This window comes from Hymenobacter guriensis (assembly GCF_015773195.1).
Taxonomy (GTDB): Bacteria; Bacteroidota; Bacteroidia; order Cytophagales; family Hymenobacteraceae; genus Hymenobacter; species Hymenobacter guriensis.
This window is the reverse complement of sequence record NZ_JADWYK010000014.1, coordinates 78198-94566: the sequence shown is the minus strand read 5'-3', so window position 1 is coordinate 94566 and position 16369 is coordinate 78198. Positions and strand designations below refer to the sequence as shown.

Genomic DNA, 16369 nt, shown 5'->3' with positions numbered 1-16369 from the left:
GGGCGCAGAAAACCACGTCTCCCACAAATGCGTCAGGCCTGGGATGCAGAATACCGGCTCTCCCACCATTGTCGGAAGGTTGGGGGGACTTTCTTCCGGGGAAAAAGCTGAAAGTCACGGGCGTTTGCGCGGAGGGTAGTATCTTTCCTGGCTTATTCCTTCCGATGAAACACCTGTACTTCCTGGTTGGCTTGCTCCTGACGGGCCTCACGGCTTCGGCCCAAACTTTTACGGGCGCCGGCGGCACCATCCCCGACGACAATACCACCGCCACCTTTGCCGCCTCGGTGAGCGGCCTGAAGCCAGCCATCGTCAACGACCTGTTCGGACTGGAATCGGTGTGTTTCACGATGGAGCACCCGCGCGTGGCCCAGCTGGTGGTGCAGCTGCAGGCCCCGGATGGGAAGGTGGTTGATTTATCCGTCGGCAACGGAGGCAGCGGCGCCAACTACAGCAACACCTGCTTCAACAGCACGGCCATGCTCTCAGTGAAGGCAGGCACGGCCCCATTCAGCAATACCTTCCGGCCGGAGGGCGTGCTGGGCAGCGTAAACAACAACCAGCCCGCCAACGGCACCTGGAGCCTGCGCGTGCGCGACACCCAGGGCGGCCATGCCGGCAGCGTCACGTCCTGGTCGCTCACGTTCGGCAACGCCCCGGCTACCCCGCCCGGCTTCATCTCCTCGAACCTGCCCATCGTGGTGATTAACACCGGCGGCCGCGCCATCCCCGACGACCCCAAGGTGGATGCCTACATGGGCATCATCAACCATAAGGACGGACGCCGCAACCGCCTGGCCGATGCCTACGACGACTACCACAACAAGATTGGCATTGAGCTGCGCGGCAGCTCCTCGCAGCTGTTTCCGCAGAAGTCCTACAGCATCGAAACCCGCAACACGGGCAACTTCGAAAACGACACGGTGGTGATGGGCATGCCGGAGGAAAACGCCTGGATCCTCTACGCGCCCTACAACGACAAAACCGGCATGCGCAACGTGCTGAGCTACGATATTGCCAACCGCACCGGCCACTACGCCTCCCGCACCCGCTACTGCGAGCTGATGCTTAACGGCGAGTACCAGGGCATTTACGTGATGATGGAGAAGATCAAGCGCGATGCCAACCGCGTCAACATCAAGAAAATTGACCCGGTGGATATTTCCGGCAACAAGCTCACCGGCGGCTACATCTTCAAGCTGGATAAGCCCACCGGCACCGGTGGCAACGAAGGCTGGAACTCCAAGCGCCTTAGCTCCAGCGGCAGCATCATCCACTTCCTTTACGAGTACCCCTCGGCCGACGACATCCAGCCCGAGCAGGCCAAATACCTGCAGGCTTACGTCGACTCCGTGGAAACGGCCCTGGCCTCGGCCGACTTCGCCGACCCCAAAACCGGCTACGCGAAGTACATCGACGTCAATTCCTTTATCGACTATTTTATCCTGAATGAAATCAGCAAGAACGTGGACGGGCTGCGTCTGAGCACCTTCCTGCACAAAAAGCGCCGCAGCGACGGGGGTAAGATTTACGCCGGCCCCGCCTGGGACTACAACCTGGCCTGGTGGAACGCCGACTACTGCGACGGAAACTGGGAAACCGGCTGGGCCTACAACTTCAACAGCGTGTGCCGCGGCGACGAGTGGCAGGTGCCTTTCTGGTGGGCGCGCCTGCTCCAGGACCCTGCCTTCACGAATGCCCTGCAGTGCCGCTGGAAGGAGCTGCGCCAGCGCACCCTCAGCCTGGACCGCCTCAACACTTACATCGACTCCACCGCCAACCACCTGAACGAGGCGCAGACCCGGCATTTTCAGCAGTGGCCCATCCTGGGCACGTACACCTGGCCCAACCCCTCCCCCATTCCCGCCGACTACCCCGGCGAAATTGCGGCCCTGAAAAAGTGGCTGAAAGGGCGCTTTGCCTGGCTGGATGCCAACATGCCCGGCCTCTGCAGCAACGTAACGGCCGCTCAGCCCACGGGGCCAGCCACGGCTACGCAGGTATTTCCCAACCCTTTCGGCCCGGAGCTGAGCTTACGCACCACGCTCACGGCCCGCACCGCGGTGCAGGTGCGCGTGCTCGACGTAACGGGCCGCCAGGTAAGCCGGGTGGACTATGGCCAGCTGCCGGCCGGGCCGCACGAGCTGCCCATCAAACCCAACCAGGCGCTGGCGCCGGGCATCTACTTCGTGCAGGCTACCATCGGCAAGACGGCTTACCATCTGAAAGTCGTGAAGCAGTAGCGGCAGCCCAGAAGCTGTTTTTGAGTTAATTCTTCAGGAGGGTGCAGCGCAGTAAAGAGGCGGCGCTACACCCTCCTGGCGTTTTTGAGCTAACGCAATCCGCTTTTCAGTGGTCGTAGCTGACGACCCGGGTTACTTTCCACTGCCCGTCTTTGAGGCGCCACACCATCATATTCTTGAAGGTGCCGCAGTCGTCCTTGCCATTTTCTACGTGGCAGAAGCGGTGCTCGTAGGTTTCCACGGCCCCGTAGCCGCTGATGGGAAATACTTCCAGGGTGCCGGGCACGAGCTGGCGGTTGAGGCCGGTGGTCTTGTTCTGGTCGAACAGATTCCGGAAGCCCTGCATAGTTTGCTGGAAGTTGGCCAGCCCGCCTTTGTCGTGGTAGAATTCCAGGTCTTCGGCGAAGAAGGTCTGGAGCTTTTCCACGTCATGCCGGTTGAAGGCCACGAACATCAGGCTGTCCTGCCGCGCAATGGTGCGGTAAAGCTCCTGGGAAACCGGCGCCTTCCCGGCCTGCGCTGCAGGAGTTGGCTTTACGGTGGTGCAGGCGCCGGCCAACAAGGCCATTGCGGTCAGTAGTACGCACGTGTTTCTGCGGTTGCGGCTCATCTGGTTGGAGGTAGTGGCATAATCCGGTTATGGGGCAGGTCAGGTCAAAGCTAACATGGCTTATATTCTCCGCAAACCGGAAACAGCGGCTTACTTCCGGGGCTTACGGCGTCGGCGGCTGGCTATTCGTTCCCGCTCGGCTTTGCGCTCGGCCCGCACGGCCAGCCGCTCGTCCATGCGGCCCATCAGCCGCTCGCGCACGTGCCGGGCCAGGTCGGCAAGGGAAACCAGGCGGGTGGTGCGCAGGAAGCTAAGCACTTCGCGGCGGCGCAGCGTACTCACGCCAGGCAGCCCCCGCGCCAGCAGGTACTGCTGTACCTCGCTGTGGCGCAGCAGGGCTGCCACGGCGGGCCGCTCCACGGTGGCATTGTACAGGGCCGGACGCTCCGTGCGCAAACCATCGGCGGTGGCGACCTGAATACCTACCCACTCGGGCAGTAAAGGCCGCAGCTTGGGCACATGCTTTTCGGTGACCACGAAAGTGACGAAGTCGTAGGCCCTGGCGTAACAGGGCAGCTGCTTGGCCACGCGCTGCAGGGTGTCGGCGTCGCCTTTCAGCTCGTAGCCGTGCATGAAGTGCTCAGTGATGTGCACGACGTCGGCGCGGGTGGTGCCGGTGGGCAGTTCATCTACGTACAGGCCGCCCTGCAGCAAGGGGTACAAAAGCACACGGATTTCGGGGTCGTTCACGGGACAGCTTCGGCAACTAAGCTGCAAGATACGCCATCCGGCCCGCGAGGAAAAGGTCCGGCTACCGGCCGGGCCGTTAACTTCGCAGCTGTTTTCCGCTTGTTTTCACTGTTTGCTATGCCCTTGCCCATCACGTCGCGTACCTGGCTTTGGTTGTTTCTGGCTGCCCTGGGGCTGGCCTTCCTGCTGGGCCTGGGAGCCTGGGGGCCGCTGGAAAGCTCGGAGGCCCGCTACGCCGAAATCGGGCGGGAGATGCTGACGGGCCAGGACTGGCTGCACCCCCGCCTGCTGGGCATTCAGCACTTTCACAAGCCCCCGCTCACGTACTGGCTCACGGCTGCCGGGCTAGGTATGTTCGGCGAAAGCGCGCTGGGCGTGCGGGTGCTACCGGTGCTGGCCGTGCTGCTGCAGGTGCTGTTGGTGTACGGGCTGGGGCTGCTCTTTTTCGCCCAGGACCGCGCCCGCGCCCTGGCCGCGGCTGTGGTGTACGGCACGCTGCCGGTGGTACTTATTTCAGCCCTCAACGTGACGACGGACGCCTACCTGGCCACGCTGGAGCTGGCGGCGGCCTACGGCATACTACGCTACTACCACGGGGGCGGCATGCGGTGGCTGTACTTGTTCTGGCTGGGGCTGGGGCTGGCCTTCCTGACGAAAGGTCCCGTGGGCTTCATCCTGCCGCTGATGGTGGTTATCGGTTTCTACTTCCGGCAGGGCCAGGCGCGGCGGCCGTTTACCTGGCATCACGCCGTGGGCATGGGGCTGTTTTTGCTCGTGGGGCTGAGCTGGTATCTGTACCTGGTGGCTGAAAACCCGGCGTTTCTGCGCTATTTCCTGTTCGAGCACACCGTGGAGCGGTTTGCCAACGCGGCCACCTTCAACCGGGCCAAGCCGTGGTGGTTTTACCTGGTACTGGCCCCGGCTACCAGTCTGCCGTGGTCGGTGGCGCTGATTACGCAAGCTGTGCGCACGCGCTGGGCCGAGGTGCCGCAACAGTGGCGCAACGTGCTGCTGTTCTGGGTGGTGCTGCCACTGGTCTTCTTCTCCATCTCCAAATCCAAGCTGCTGCTGTACGTGCTGCCCGTTTTCCCGGGCGTGGCCTTGCTCACGGTGTACTACCTGGGCCGCCTGACGGATGGAGCCCTGCACCGCTGGTACGTGGGTTTCCTGGCCTTCTGGGGGCTGCTGCTGGCGGCGCTGTGCCTGGTGCCGGTGCTGAGCGCCGTGGGCTGGGTGCCGCTGGAAGCCGGGCCACTCACGGCCGGGGCCGCCGCAGCCGGTATTGCCCTGCTGGTGTTGCTGCTGATGTTCTGGGACGAAATACGGGTGGCGCCGCGCCTGCTGGTTGCCGCAGGCCTGTTCACGGTGGTGCTGCTGGTAGCGGCCAAGCCCCTGCTGCACCAGAACGAGCTGGCCTTCAACGGCAGCCGGCCCCTGGCGGAGTTCCTGCGCGAAAAGCAGCTCGCCAACCGGCATATTCTGGTGTACAACGAGCTGCTTCCGTCCCTGGCCTTCGAGCTGGGCCGCGTGCCGGTGTCACTCTACGACGGCAACCAGAGCCTGAGCCGGGAAACCCAGTTTGAGGCCAACGACACTTGGCAGCGGCAGCTTATCAACCTGCAAAACCCGCAACAGGAACCCTACCTTGGCAGCCTGCTAGTGCAGCGCCCGGTGCTGTTGGTGAAAGGTGAAATGCGCCCGGAGCGCCGCTGGATGCTGCGCTACTTCCGCCAGCGGCAGCAGCTGGGCAAGTGGACGGTGTGGTGGTAGAAACCCCCGACTTTGGGGTAGCTGGGGCTGCTATCTACCCAGGCGCCGCCACAGCCAGAGCACGGCGCTCAGCAGCAAGCTCACCAGCAGCATGGACACGATGGGCGCGTAGAACCGGAACCCCGGCCGCTCCACCCGAATATCACCGGGCAGGTGGCCAAACCAGCCCAGCAGCCGGCCCCCGCCCAGCCACAGAAACGCGCCCAGCAGCACAATGGCGAGGCCGAGGAAAACAAGGGGTTTACCGAGTTGGGGAGGCATAATCATTTTTTGATCTGGCGCTCTGATTGTAAACGTCTGATTTCCCGTGTGTGAAACTGGCTTATAAAGTCATATAGGATGCATAACGTGTGGGTGCCCACCATTCCACGGTCCCACTTTATCTGCTTTTGATGGTCTGAATAGTAGAAGGTGACTTCTGCTTTCGCCATGTCGCTTCCCGATAAGAAATAATCAGACTTCAAGGCTGATACACGTAAATAACTCAACCTTTGCCGCAAGGTGTCCAATTGCCCGGTGCCTAACTGGTACCGAAACTCACGGATTGCCCGCGAATCACCACTTACCCGCTGGGTACCAGTCACCCAACCCGAAGCTCTATCTATTTCTAAGTCATAACCGGCCAGCCCCTCACTTGGCGGGCCACCTCTCCGGTATTTATACCCAATACGCAAAGGCAACTGTTTCTGGGGGCTAGGTGCGTAATCAACAAAAGCTCCGAGTTGGTACATGAGCGTATACTTCCAGTGCTGCCGCTTAACACCGCGGCGCTTCTGAGACGCCGATACCCATGAAGTTTCCTTGCCGTGAATGACTGGAATAGTACCTCGTTTAGCTGGTTTATATGCTTGGCACCATCTCCTTGAACCACGCATCTGTAAATCAATAACCTCTGGTTTATTGGTTCCCCGGTTTAGCACAGCTAAGTACCCACTATCAACCCCATTTAGCAGTAAATCCAACTTTTTGTCCCCATCCAAATCAGCTAAGACCCACGCAGCTGGAATAGCAGTACTGGTTCCCGCGCAATATTCTTGGAGACCTTCCTGCGTAGTATCTAACTTGACATTGCCTAAAGATGGCAATGCAAGGCTATTCATAAACCTCTCTACTTCTTTAGCTGAGCGCACTGCTTCAAGTTGCTGACCATAAGTAAGCGTAGTCTGCCCTATGCTTACACTTGCGAAGCAGAGCCACATTCCTACCGTAAAAAGCAGTGGTGCACGCATCACCCCTGCCCGAAAATCGGCTCGATGCGGCCCTCAGGCGTCACTTGCAGCACGGCTTCGTAGCGGTTGCCGGTTTTGCTGGACACGAACCCGCGGATGACGCCGGTTTTGCCTTTTCGCAGCAGCTGGTTCATCTGAGCATCGGAAAGGGTTTTGCCGCCCCACTCGAAGGGTACGCGGAACTGGCAGTCTTCGCGGAAGCGAGAGCAGCCCCAGGCGCTTTTGCCCTTTAGCATCTGGCCCAGGCGGCACACGGGGCAGGGAATCTGGCCGGGGTCGGAGGACGTGGTGGGCTTGCTTTCGGCGGCGCGCACCAACTCCAGGGTGCGCTGGGGCGTGAGGCGAATGGCGGCCCCGAACTTCTGGCCGGTGTCGTCCAGGAAGCCCTGCATCACTTGGGTGCGGCCTTTTTTGAGCAGGTCGCCCACTTGCTTGTCGGTGAGCTTCTTGCCCTCGAGCTCGGCCGGGAGACGGAACTGGCAGCCTTCTTTCCAGCGCGAGCAGCCCAGGGCCGACTTGCCGCGCAACACGTGGCCACCCCCGCAAGCCGGGCACGGCCCCAGTGCCCCCGGCACGGCTGGCGTTGGGGCTGCCTTGGGCAGATTGGCCTTGGCTCCCACGGCGGCTTTCTGGCCGGTGAGGTCGGCCAGTTCGGGCTTGTGGATGCTGATGCCGCGGCCGGATCCGTCCTGCTTTACTTCCTGCACCATTTCGCGCACCAGCCCCTTCAGCTCGTTCAGAAACTGCTCGGGCTCCAGTTGGCCGCCTTCAATCTGGCGCAGCTTCCGTTCCCACTGCCCCGTCAACTCCGCCGATTTGAGGGTGGGGTTGCGGATCAGGCCAATCAGCCCCACGCCGGTGGCGGTGGGCACTACCTTCTTTTTGTCGCGGCGGATATAGCCGCGCTTGAACAGCGTTTCGATGATGGCGGCGCGGGTGCTGGGGCGGCCGATGCCGTTTTCCTTCATGGCTTGGCGCAGCTCCTCGTCGTCCACGTTACGGCCGGCGGTTTCCATACCGCGCAGGAGCATGGCCTCGGAGTACTCGCGCGGGGGCTGGGTCATCTTCGAGTCCAGCCGGGGCTTATGGGGGCCGCTTTCGCCCTTCTCGAAGCTGGGCAGCACGGTGTTCACCACATCATCGTCGCCCTCGCCGGCCGCTTTGGGCGCCGAGGGAGCCTGCTGCTTTTCCGGGTCGCCGTAGACGATGCGCCAGCCGGGGTTGAGGATCTGGCGGCCCCGCACCCGGAAGGTGCGGCCGGCTGCGTCGGCCGTCACTGTCGTGTTGGAAACTTCGCAGTCGGGGTAAAAGGCGGCCAGAAAGCGGCGCACGATGATGTCGTACACGCTTTGCTCGTGGTGGCCTAGGCCGCCGGCGCTGGCCCCGGTGGGAATAATGGCGTGGTGGTCGGTGACTTTGTTGTTGTTGAAGACCTTCGGGCTCTTCTTGATTTTGGTAGCCAGCAGCGGGGCAGTGAGGCCGGCGTAGGCGCCCAGCCCGCGCATGATGCCGGCAATTTTGGGGTACTGGTCGTCGGGCAGGAAGGTGGTATCTACGCGGGGGTAGCTCACCACTTTCTTTTCGTAAAGCGCCTGCACAGTTTTGAGCGTATCCTCGGCCGAGAGGCCCAGCTGGTTGTTGCACTGCACCTGCAGGGAGGTCAGGTCAAACAGGGCAGGCGGGCTTTCCAGGGCCTTCTTGATTTCGACATTGGTCACCATCAGGGGCACGTCCTTCACGGCGGCCATAGCGGCGTCGGCTTCCTCCTGGGTTACAAAGTAGCCGCGGGCTTTCAGGCGGGCCTTCTCGTCGGGCTCGTCATCATCCTTGCCCTTTTTTAAGGGTGCTACGTGGCTGAACATGGTGCCGCGGTACTCGGTGCGCAGCACCCAATAGGGCTCGGGCCGGAAGTTCTGGATTTCGTGGTAGCGGTCCACCAGCAAGGCCAGCGTGGGCGTTTGCACCCGCCCGATGCTGAGCACCTGGCGCTGCCCGGGCGCGTACTTGAGCGTGAACAGGCGCGTGGCGTTCAGGCCCAGCAGCCAGTCGCCCACGGCGCGGCTTTTGCCGGCTTGGTAGAGCTTCTCGAACTCGGCCCCGTCGCGCAGGTTGGCGAAGCCCTGGCGGATAGCTTCCTCAGTGAGGGACGATATCCAGAGACGCTTGATGGGCTTGCGGTACTTGGCTTCGAGCAGTACCCAGCGCTGGATTACCTCTCCTTCCTGCCCGGCGTCGCCGCAGTTGATGACTTCCTCGGCTGAGGCCAGCAGGTTCTTGATGACGTTGAACTGGCGCACCACCCCGTCGTCGCGGCGCATGAGCTTGATGCCGAAGTTCTCGGGCACCATAGGCAGGTCGTGGATGCTCCAGCGCTTCCACTCGGGGCGGTAGTCTTCGGGCTCACGCAACTGGCAGAAGTGCCCAAACGTCCAAGTAACCTGGTAGCCGTTGCCCTCGAAGTAACCATCCATTTTGCGGCTGGCACCCAACACGTGGGCAATTTCGCGGGCTACGCTGGGCTTTTCGGCAATACAGACTTTCAACTCTTGGGGTTCTCTCGGATGGATGATAGCACCGGCGCTGGGCCGGCAGACAATCAACAAAGATACGCCGCGAAAAGGTCGTTTGAGAGGCTGTATGAAGACTGCAGCACATACACTCCCTAGGTGCAACTCAGTCGATGCAACTCATTACCACTCCTCGCGGTCAGGTACCTAGGAAATGTTCTTCATTTCGCTTCTTAACTTCTCAGTAACTGTTGACTCCAATGCGTAGCCTATTTCTTTTTCTTCTATTCATCTGCGGCCATATTGCAGTTCAGGCACAATGGCAAGCAGCAAGCAACCCAGTAAGCGTAGGCACGGAATTATTTGGGGCTCATCTTGTTCCGGTAGATGCGCAGGTAGCCTGGTTTGCCAACACCTCTTACTTCGCAGCACCATTTACTACCTTGCTTTCACGTACTACTGATGGAGGAAAAACCTGGCAGAACGTAGGGCCCGCCGCGCCCGCTGCCGGCCGTTTCACACGAAGCGTAGTGGAGGCAGTCGACAGCCAGCATGCCTGGGTAATAAACGAGCACACTGAAGTCAGTTCCTCCCCAGTAGCAAAACTGTATTATACATCTGATGGCGGTGCCTCTTGGACTCAGCGTCCTCTGCCCGAAGTGACTGTATCTCCCAAAATGCTACACTTTTCCACTCTGATGGATGGCCTATTGCTGGATATACCTACCGGCAGACTTTACCGCACCACCGACGGTGGTCAGACCTGGAATTCGCAAACCACTTTTCCGGTGCTACCGGCAGGCCAAGTACTGTCGAGCCTGCACACGGCTGAGGGTATTTTGTGGGTAACCGTATACACCACGCATGGCAAGCCTTTAGCTGTTTGTTTAAGCACCGATCGTGGCAATAGCTGGCAGGCGCGGGCCTTACCTACCAACGCTTCTATTTACGGGGAGGTAGTATTTCGAGATGCACAGCATGCGCTACTCTCTTCTTTCTCACAAGAGCCTTTCCAAGCCACTACCGACGGCGGCTTAACTTGGCAAAATGCTGCTAATCCACCTGTAAAGACCGATGTTCTTACGACAGTGCCAGGCAGCCGAGCCTACATTGCCGGAGCCCGCGTCTATGGTGGTGGCATTACTTCCGCGGCCAAAGGATCAGCCATTACTTACGACGAAGGCCAGACCTGGACCAGCCTGGAATCTACCAACAGCTACCTTTCTATCCAGTTTACTTCCCCTACTGCCGGCTGGCAGGTTCTTTCTACTATTGTTCCCGCAGTGGAAAGCCTTGAATATCTTGGAATAGCCCATTACACTGGAACAACACTGGCCATCCGTCCTACTCAGCAAAGTTTTGTTCTTGACCTCTTTCCCAATCCTAGCACCACAGGCTATATTACGATGCAGTTGCCCACTAGCACAGGGGCAGTAAAGGCTATCCGGGTAATCGACATGATGGGCCGCGTGGTGTATCAAGCAGCTATACTACCCATCGATAAGCAGCTTAATTTGAGCAAGCAACCCAAAGGAAACTACCTGCTGGAAATACAAACGCAAGCGGGCTTTACACGCCGGCAGCTACTACTTCAGTAGTAGCGCAATACTTAGTGCCAACGTAGCTGCCACAAATGCTCAGAAAAATTAACAGCTCCCCCTATTCTTTACTCCTTTAATAATTAAAGTAGAGTATTGACTATACTGTCCGGCGCTCGGCACTATACAATACAGCTATCACTCTACTCTCTGCGTATTAGCTACCTAACGCGTATGTCTTTTCTATGTGGTAGATTTTCTCGTTGCTGGCGGCCGTGTCGGCGGCCGTGGTGGTGACGCTTTCCAAGGTGGGCGTGAAGAATATCGAGTCGAGCGTGGCCTTCGCCATCCAGTCGGTGCTGATTGTGGGCGTGGCCTGGGGCGTGGTGGCCTGGCAAGGACACCTGGGGCAAGTGGCCGAAATAGACCGGCGCACCTGGCTGTTTCTGGTGGCCGCAGGCATTATCACCTGCGCGTCGTCGCTGTTCTCGTTTCAGGCCCTCAAGCTGGGGCAGGCCTCGCAAACGTCCTCGTTCGATAAGATTTCCCTGGTGTTCTCGATTGTGCTGGCCGCCGTATTTCTCAAGGAGAAAATCACCTGGCAGGTGTGGCTGGGCGCGGCCCTCATGGGCGGCGGCGCCTTGCTAATTGCCTTCACGAAGGCGCCCAAATAAAGCTGGTATGAGTCTGACAATAGCCCATAAAAAAGGCGCTCCGTATGCACGGAGCGCCTTTTTTATAAGGGAGAATCGATTACGAGTTCTTCTTGTGCTTGGCCTTGATTTTGGCGTCGCCCATTTTGGTTTTTTGCTTTACGTCGGCGTCAGTAGGAGCCGTTACCTCGGTTTTGGCGGGGTTGGCAGCGGCGGCAGTAGTATTGCCACCTTCCCGGATTTCGCCTACCAATGATACCATCACCTGACCAGAGGCCGAATTGGAGTCGATGGTCAGGACCTTGTTTTGCTGACCCAGTTTGCCGGCCGAGTTGAATTTGGCCGTGATGATACCCGTCTTACCGGGCATTACCGGCTCCCGCGTCCACTCGGGCGTGGTGCACCCGCAGCTGGCCTGGATGTTGGAAATAACGAGCGGAGCCGTGCCGGTGTTCTTGAAGGTAAAGGTGTGGTCGACCACGTCGCCGGGCTTAATCACGCCGAAGTCGTACTTCATTTCGGCAAACTGAATCTGCGGGCCAGCGGCTTGCGTGGTGGCAGCGGCAGTAGACTGGGCCTGGGCGGCGGCACCGCCCAGCATCAGCGACAGGGCCAGAACAAGGACTTTTTTCATGACTGGGAAGTTGAGAAGGTAGGTAATAGTCAAAAGTAAATGGTTTTGCGGCCCGAGCCAATTATCCTGCCAGTTTAACCTGCCAGCATGAGCGTTTGGTGAGAAACCCGTAATTAGCTGAATAGGTTGCACCTGCAAGCTACTCGGCCAGCAGTTTTTGGTTGAAGTTCAGCAGGAAAAGCCGCTCGGCCGCCCGCGTGATGGCCGTGTAGAGCCAGCGCGCAAACTCGGAGTTCACCATTTCGTCCTTTAGGTAGCCGTGGTCCACAAACACGGCCTGCCACTGGCCGCCCTGAGCTTTGTGGCAGGTGAGGGCGTAGGCAAATTTTACCTGCAGGGCATTCAGGAACGGGTCTTTGCGTAACGCGGCTGAGCGGTCTTTTTTGGTGGCCAGATCGGCGTAATCCTCGCTCACGGCGTCGTAGAGGGCTTTGCTGCGGTCGGCGGGCAGGGCGGGGCTTTCGGTGTGCAGGGTGTCGAGCAGGAGCTTTACTTCCATGTCGGGCTCGTCGGGATAATCCACGAGGCGCACGCGGGCATCGGCGAAGCGGAAACCGAACTCCTCGGTGCGCCGCACAATCTTGACCACCTGCACAAAGTCGCCGTTGGCCAGAAACCCGATTTCTGAGTCCTTGGGCAGCCAGAAGTAGTTGTTGCGCACCACCATCAGGTAGTCGCCCGACTCAATTTCGTCCTCGGCATCAAACAGGATGCGCCGGATAAACTGGTTGTACTGGTTGGCGTTCTTGTTGGAGCGGCAGATGATGGTAGTATTCTCGTGGCCGAAGTTCTTGTAGGCCCAGCGCAGACCGTCTTCGAGCTTATCACCGCCCATCGAGAAGATATCGGGGTAGCCTTTGGTGAAGAACGTGATTTTGGGCTTCTCCTCGCGCAGCTCTTCGCGCAAGACCGTGGCGTTCATCAGAATGCCCGAAGACTCGGCCTGGCGCATCACCTGGCGCAGCTCCACCGACTGCACGTGGGCCCGGAAGCGGTGGGCCAGCAGCTCGGGGTCGAGGGCAGGGCTGAGCAGCTGGCCCACGGGCGGCAGCTGGGCCGTGTCGCCAATGAGCAGCAGGCGGTTGGTTTGCTTCTCAAACACGTAGCCCATCAAATCATCGAGCAGGCCGTTTTCGCCAAAGGCCTTCTCGTCAGAAATCATGGAGGCCTCATCCACGATGTAGAGCATGTCGGCGGTGCGGTTTACCTGCCGCTGAAAGGACAGCCGCTCAGAGGGCGAGCCACTGGTTTGCCGGTAGATTTTCTTGTGAATGGTGCTGGCCGGCACGCCCGAGTAGGTACTCATCACCTTGGCGGCGCGGCCGGTGGGCGCCATAAGGGTGTACTTGCGCTGGCGGTGGTGCAGCCACTGCACCAGAGCGCTGACCACGGTAGTTTTGCCCGTGCCTGCATAGCCGCGCAGCACAAAGGCCTTGCGCCCCGGCAGCTCGTCGCGCAGAAAGGCGTCGAGCTGCTGAAACAGCTGGGCCTGGTCGGGCGTGGGCTCGTAGGGGAAAAAGTCGCGGACGGAAGGAAGGCGGAGTGAGAGCATAAGAAGGATTCCAGTAACAAAGCTAAGCCCGTTTCAGGTCCCTAGCTTGCCGAATGGTGTGGCGGCAGAGGCACTGCTTCCAGTGTTGCTCGGTAGTTGCTTCCGGTGAAACCTACCCTTGTGTTTCCACCACGGCCATAGTAGCCGAAGCTTTGGCAATCAGCTTCTCATCGGCCCACACTTCGGCCTCGCAGAAGTACAGGCGGCGACCGGGCTTGAGGACCCACCCCACGGCGCGGAGCTTTTCACCCACGCCGGGGCGCAGGTAGGTGGTTTTTAGTTCTGCGGTTACCAAACTCACGTCTTCCGGGGCCAGGGTAACGGCGGCAAAACCCGCCACCAGATCGGCCAGCGTAGCTATTAGGCCACCGTGTGCAAAGCCCCCGTGCTGCTGGTGTTGCTGCTGCAGCAGGACTTCCGCCTCTACGCGCCCCGGCTCAATACGCGTGAGGTCGGCACCGATGTGGTGCATGAAATGCTGGCGCTGCAGCCGGCGACGAATGCGGGTTTCCAACGCTTCGGCTGCAGTTGTCAGGGGGAGTTCGGGAGGTGTCATGTAGGGCAAAGGTACCGCCCAAATAGTCCTGAACCCCGGAGTTGCGTACCTTAAACCCGACTACTGCCCTACTGCTATGGAACCCAAGCTTTACTTGTTATCGGGCGCCCTCGGGCTGGCTCTGGCCGCGTGCAGCGGCTTCCGGGTGTTTGTGCCCCTGCTGGCCGCCAACGTGGCCTACCTCACGGGCTTTCTGGCGCCTTCGCCGGGCTTTGCGTGGCTGGGAACCTGGGCGGCGTTTGGGGTGCTGGCTACGGCCACAGTGGCCGAAATGCTGGCTTACTACGTGCCCGTGGTGGATAATTTCCTGGATACCCTCACTACCCCAGCTTCCTTCATTGCCGGCACCTTGCTGATGACCTCGGCCCTGCCCGAGCTGGACCCGATGCTGCGCTGGGGACTTGGCATTCTAGTGGGCGGAGGCACGGCCGGCATCATCCAAACGGGCACTTCCCTGCTGCGGGCGGGCTCTACCCTCACTACGGGCGGCCTGGGCAACCCCGTGCTGGCTACCGGCGAAAACCTGCTGGCCGTGGTAGGCTCGGTACTGGGCCTGCTGCTGCCCGTGCTGGTAGCGGTGGCAGCCCTAGCGCTTGTGGTGTACCTTGCGGGGCGGCTGTTGCGCCGGGGCCGCCGCCTGCTGGCCTCGCGCCGTCCGCTGCCACCCACCGGGCACTAATCTTTCTTTTCCCCGTATTCCACCACCCATGCCTGATCTTTCGCCCGACCTTGCCGCTTCGCTGCTCAGACCCTACGCCGGCCAGGTGCGTGTGCGGGTAGGCGGCCTGCTGCTGCGCCAGAATGCCGTGTTGCTGGCCGCTCACCGGGGCTTGCTGCCCGATGGTATTCCGTTCTGGTCGCCGCCCGGCGGGGGGTGGCAGTTCGGTGAGTCGGTGCAGGAGTGCCTGCAGCGGGAGTTTCGGGAGGAAACGGGCCTAGCCGTGACGGTGGGGCGCTTTTTGCACGTGCACGAGTTTCGGCGTGGGGAGCTGCAGGCCCTGGAGCTGTTTTTTGAGGTGAACCTGGCCGACGATTCCGCTGAAGCCAAGCTGGGCCTCGACCCCGAGCATGCCCGCGACGCGCAGCTGCTCACCAAGCTGGCGTACTTCACCCCGCGCCAGCTGGGCGCCTTCGACCCCCAGCAGCTTCACCCCCTCCTGCGCCACATCCTCAGCCCCGACGACGTGTTCATCCCCCAGGTGGTGTTCGATAAAACCCGTCGGTAGCTTGCCGGACATAGTAATGATTTGCCCGGGACATTACTATGCCCGGATCAAGACATATTAATGTCCCGAGCAAATCGTGCTGATGTCACAGGTGTGACATTACTATGTCACGCTACCCGGCCCTGGACTACAGAACGCCAATGGGTTTGTACCTTTGGGTGCCCCTGTTCTTTTTCCTTTGCTTTTGACCGTGTCCGACTCTGCTTCTACTGCCGCTGCCTTAGCCGCGCTGCCCAGCCTGCGTGATGAGACGCTGGACCCGGACCAGCTGGCCGCCTACAACCTGTACCTCTCGGCGGGCGCGGCCGGGCTGCGGGTGGGCGTGGCCGATGTGCGCCGCAACAAGTTTCTGCTGCTGGAAGACTACGCCCCCCAGCCGGCTACTCCGCTGGCCGAGCAGCTCCAGGCCCTCACCGCGCAGCATGATCTGGTAGGCCAGCCGGGCTGGAATCAGGTGCGCCTTTCGGTGCACAACCGCCACTTCACCCTGCTGCCAGCCCCGCTGTTCCGCGAGGGCGACGAAGAAGCCTACCTGCGTCAGCACCACCGCGCCGACGCGGCCCGGGAAGTGGTGCGCTCCTACCGGCACGCAGGCCGCGACATCGTGAGCGTGTTTGCGGCCGGGCGGGACGTGGCCGAGTGGTTTGGGCGCCTCTACCCCACCGGCAAGCTGCTGCACCACACCAGCGCCCTGCTGGAGGGCCTCGTGCACCAGAGCGACCGGGGCGCCCCCCGCCGCCTCTACGTGAGCATCAGTCAGCAGGAAGTCACGCTCCTTGTGGTGCGCGACAAGCAGCCGGAGTTCTGCAACGTGTTTGCCTTCACCACACCCGAGGACCTGATTTACTACATCATCCTGGTGATGCAGGAAATGCAGCTCAACCCCGATCAGGACCCGGTGCTTGTCTGGGGCGACCTACTGCACGACTCGGCCCTGTTCACCATCCTGCGCAAGTATATCCGCAACATCCGCTTCGGCAACCGCCCCTACGACCTGGGCTACAGCTACCGTCTGAATGATGTATTCGAATACCGCTACTTCGACCTGTTCAGCCTGCATTTGTGCTAGAGAGGCATGGGTAGCATAGCGGGAACGTGTCATTGCGAGGCGTAGCCGAAGCAATCCGTCCTGAGCAATGCCAGACACTCTCTTTTATCAGA

The 16369-nt window shown here is 60.4% G+C and carries 15 protein-coding genes; 7 read left to right on the top strand and 8 right to left on the bottom strand.

All coding sequences use genetic code 11. The features are described from left to right. The first annotated feature begins 164 nt into the window (after window positions 1-164). Window positions 165-2243, top strand: coding sequence for a CotH kinase family protein (locus tag I5L79_RS18750; RefSeq protein WP_196956607.1), 2079 nt, complete (start codon window positions 165-167; stop codon window positions 2241-2243). A 106-nt stretch (window positions 2244-2349) separates the two neighbouring features. On the opposite strand, the gene I5L79_RS18745 is transcribed toward I5L79_RS18750, so the two are convergent. Together I5L79_RS18745 and I5L79_RS18740 are read right to left on the bottom strand one after the other, a co-directional pair. After that, window positions 2350-2811 (bottom strand): nuclear transport factor 2 family protein, encoded by a 462-nt coding sequence (locus tag I5L79_RS18745; protein WP_231403211.1) that lies wholly within the window; start codon window positions 2809-2811, stop codon window positions 2350-2352. A gap of 132 nt (window positions 2812-2943) precedes the next feature. After that, entirely contained in the window at window positions 2944-3543 is a 600-nt protein-coding gene (locus I5L79_RS18740; RefSeq protein WP_196956605.1) for a sce7726 family protein, read from the bottom strand. A gap of 117 nt (window positions 3544-3660) precedes the next feature. On the opposite strand from I5L79_RS18740, the gene I5L79_RS18735 reads away from it, so the two are divergent. Next, a complete protein-coding gene (locus I5L79_RS18735) occupies window positions 3661-5313 on the top strand; it encodes an ArnT family glycosyltransferase (protein ID WP_196956604.1) in 1653 nt (550 codons plus the stop codon). A 30-nt stretch (window positions 5314-5343) separates the two neighbouring features. Here the strand turns inward: I5L79_RS18735 and I5L79_RS18730 are convergent, their stop codons facing one another. The 3 genes from I5L79_RS18730 to I5L79_RS18720 are packed head-to-tail and all read right to left on the bottom strand — an operon-like array spanning window position 5344 to window position 9085. Beyond that, window positions 5344-5574, bottom strand: coding sequence for a DUF2905 family protein (locus tag I5L79_RS18730; protein WP_196956603.1), 231 nt, complete (start codon window positions 5572-5574; stop codon window positions 5344-5346). Window positions 5575-5576: 2 nt separating this feature from the next. Continuing rightward, complete coding sequence (locus tag I5L79_RS18725) at window positions 5577-6542, bottom strand: hypothetical protein (RefSeq protein ID WP_196956602.1); 966 nt, start codon at window positions 6540-6542, stop codon at window positions 5577-5579. Further along, window positions 6542-9085 carry a type IA DNA topoisomerase gene (locus I5L79_RS18720; protein ID WP_196956601.1) on the bottom strand — a complete coding sequence of 848 codons (2544 nt, stop codon included), beginning with the start codon at window positions 9083-9085 and terminating at the stop codon, window positions 6542-6544. The genes I5L79_RS18725 and I5L79_RS18720 overlap by 1 nt, the downstream gene beginning before the upstream one ends. A 224-nt stretch (window positions 9086-9309) precedes the next feature. Here I5L79_RS18720 and I5L79_RS18715 point away from each other — a divergent pair, with 224 nt between their 5' ends. Both I5L79_RS18715 and I5L79_RS18710 read left to right on the top strand, forming a co-directional pair. After that, entirely contained in the window at window positions 9310-10647 is a 1338-nt protein-coding gene (locus I5L79_RS18715) for a T9SS type A sorting domain-containing protein (protein ID WP_196956600.1), read from the top strand. Window positions 10648-10850: 203 nt separating this feature from the next. Then, window positions 10851-11261 (top strand): EamA family transporter, encoded by a 411-nt coding sequence (locus tag I5L79_RS18710; RefSeq protein ID WP_231403210.1) that lies wholly within the window; start codon window positions 10851-10853, stop codon window positions 11259-11261. A gap of 79 nt (window positions 11262-11340) precedes the next feature. Here I5L79_RS18710 and I5L79_RS18705 read toward each other — a convergent pair whose 3' ends face one another. The 3 genes from I5L79_RS18705 to I5L79_RS18695 all read right to left on the bottom strand — a co-directional run bounded on the left by I5L79_RS18705 (window position 11341) and on the right by I5L79_RS18695 (window position 13982). Beyond that, complete coding sequence (locus I5L79_RS18705) at window positions 11341-11874, bottom strand: DUF1573 domain-containing protein (protein ID WP_196956599.1); 534 nt, start codon at window positions 11872-11874, stop codon at window positions 11341-11343. A gap of 139 nt (window positions 11875-12013) precedes the next feature. Next, window positions 12014-13426, bottom strand: a complete 1413-nt coding sequence (locus I5L79_RS18700) for an ATP-dependent DNA helicase (protein ID WP_196956598.1) — start codon at window positions 13424-13426, stop codon at window positions 12014-12016. Between the two features lie 112 nt (window positions 13427-13538). Continuing rightward, window positions 13539-13982 carry a PaaI family thioesterase gene (locus tag I5L79_RS18695; RefSeq protein ID WP_196956597.1) on the bottom strand — a complete coding sequence of 148 codons (444 nt, stop codon included), beginning with the start codon at window positions 13980-13982 and terminating at the stop codon, window positions 13539-13541. 76 nt (window positions 13983-14058) lie between these two features. Here I5L79_RS18695 and I5L79_RS18690 point away from each other — a divergent pair, with 76 nt between their 5' ends. The 3 genes from I5L79_RS18690 to I5L79_RS18680 all read left to right on the top strand — a co-directional run bounded on the left by I5L79_RS18690 (window position 14059) and on the right by I5L79_RS18680 (window position 16277). Then, window positions 14059-14661 carry a DUF4126 domain-containing protein gene (locus I5L79_RS18690; RefSeq protein WP_196956596.1) on the top strand — a complete coding sequence of 201 codons (603 nt, stop codon included), beginning with the start codon at window positions 14059-14061 and terminating at the stop codon, window positions 14659-14661. A gap of 28 nt (window positions 14662-14689) precedes the next feature. Next, window positions 14690-15208 carry an NUDIX domain-containing protein gene (locus tag I5L79_RS18685; RefSeq protein WP_196956595.1) on the top strand — a complete coding sequence of 173 codons (519 nt, stop codon included), beginning with the start codon at window positions 14690-14692 and terminating at the stop codon, window positions 15206-15208. A gap of 190 nt (window positions 15209-15398) precedes the next feature. Beyond that, complete coding sequence (locus I5L79_RS18680; protein ID WP_196956594.1) at window positions 15399-16277, top strand: DUF3822 family protein; 879 nt, start codon at window positions 15399-15401, stop codon at window positions 16275-16277. Window positions 16278-16369: the final 92 nt, after the last annotated feature.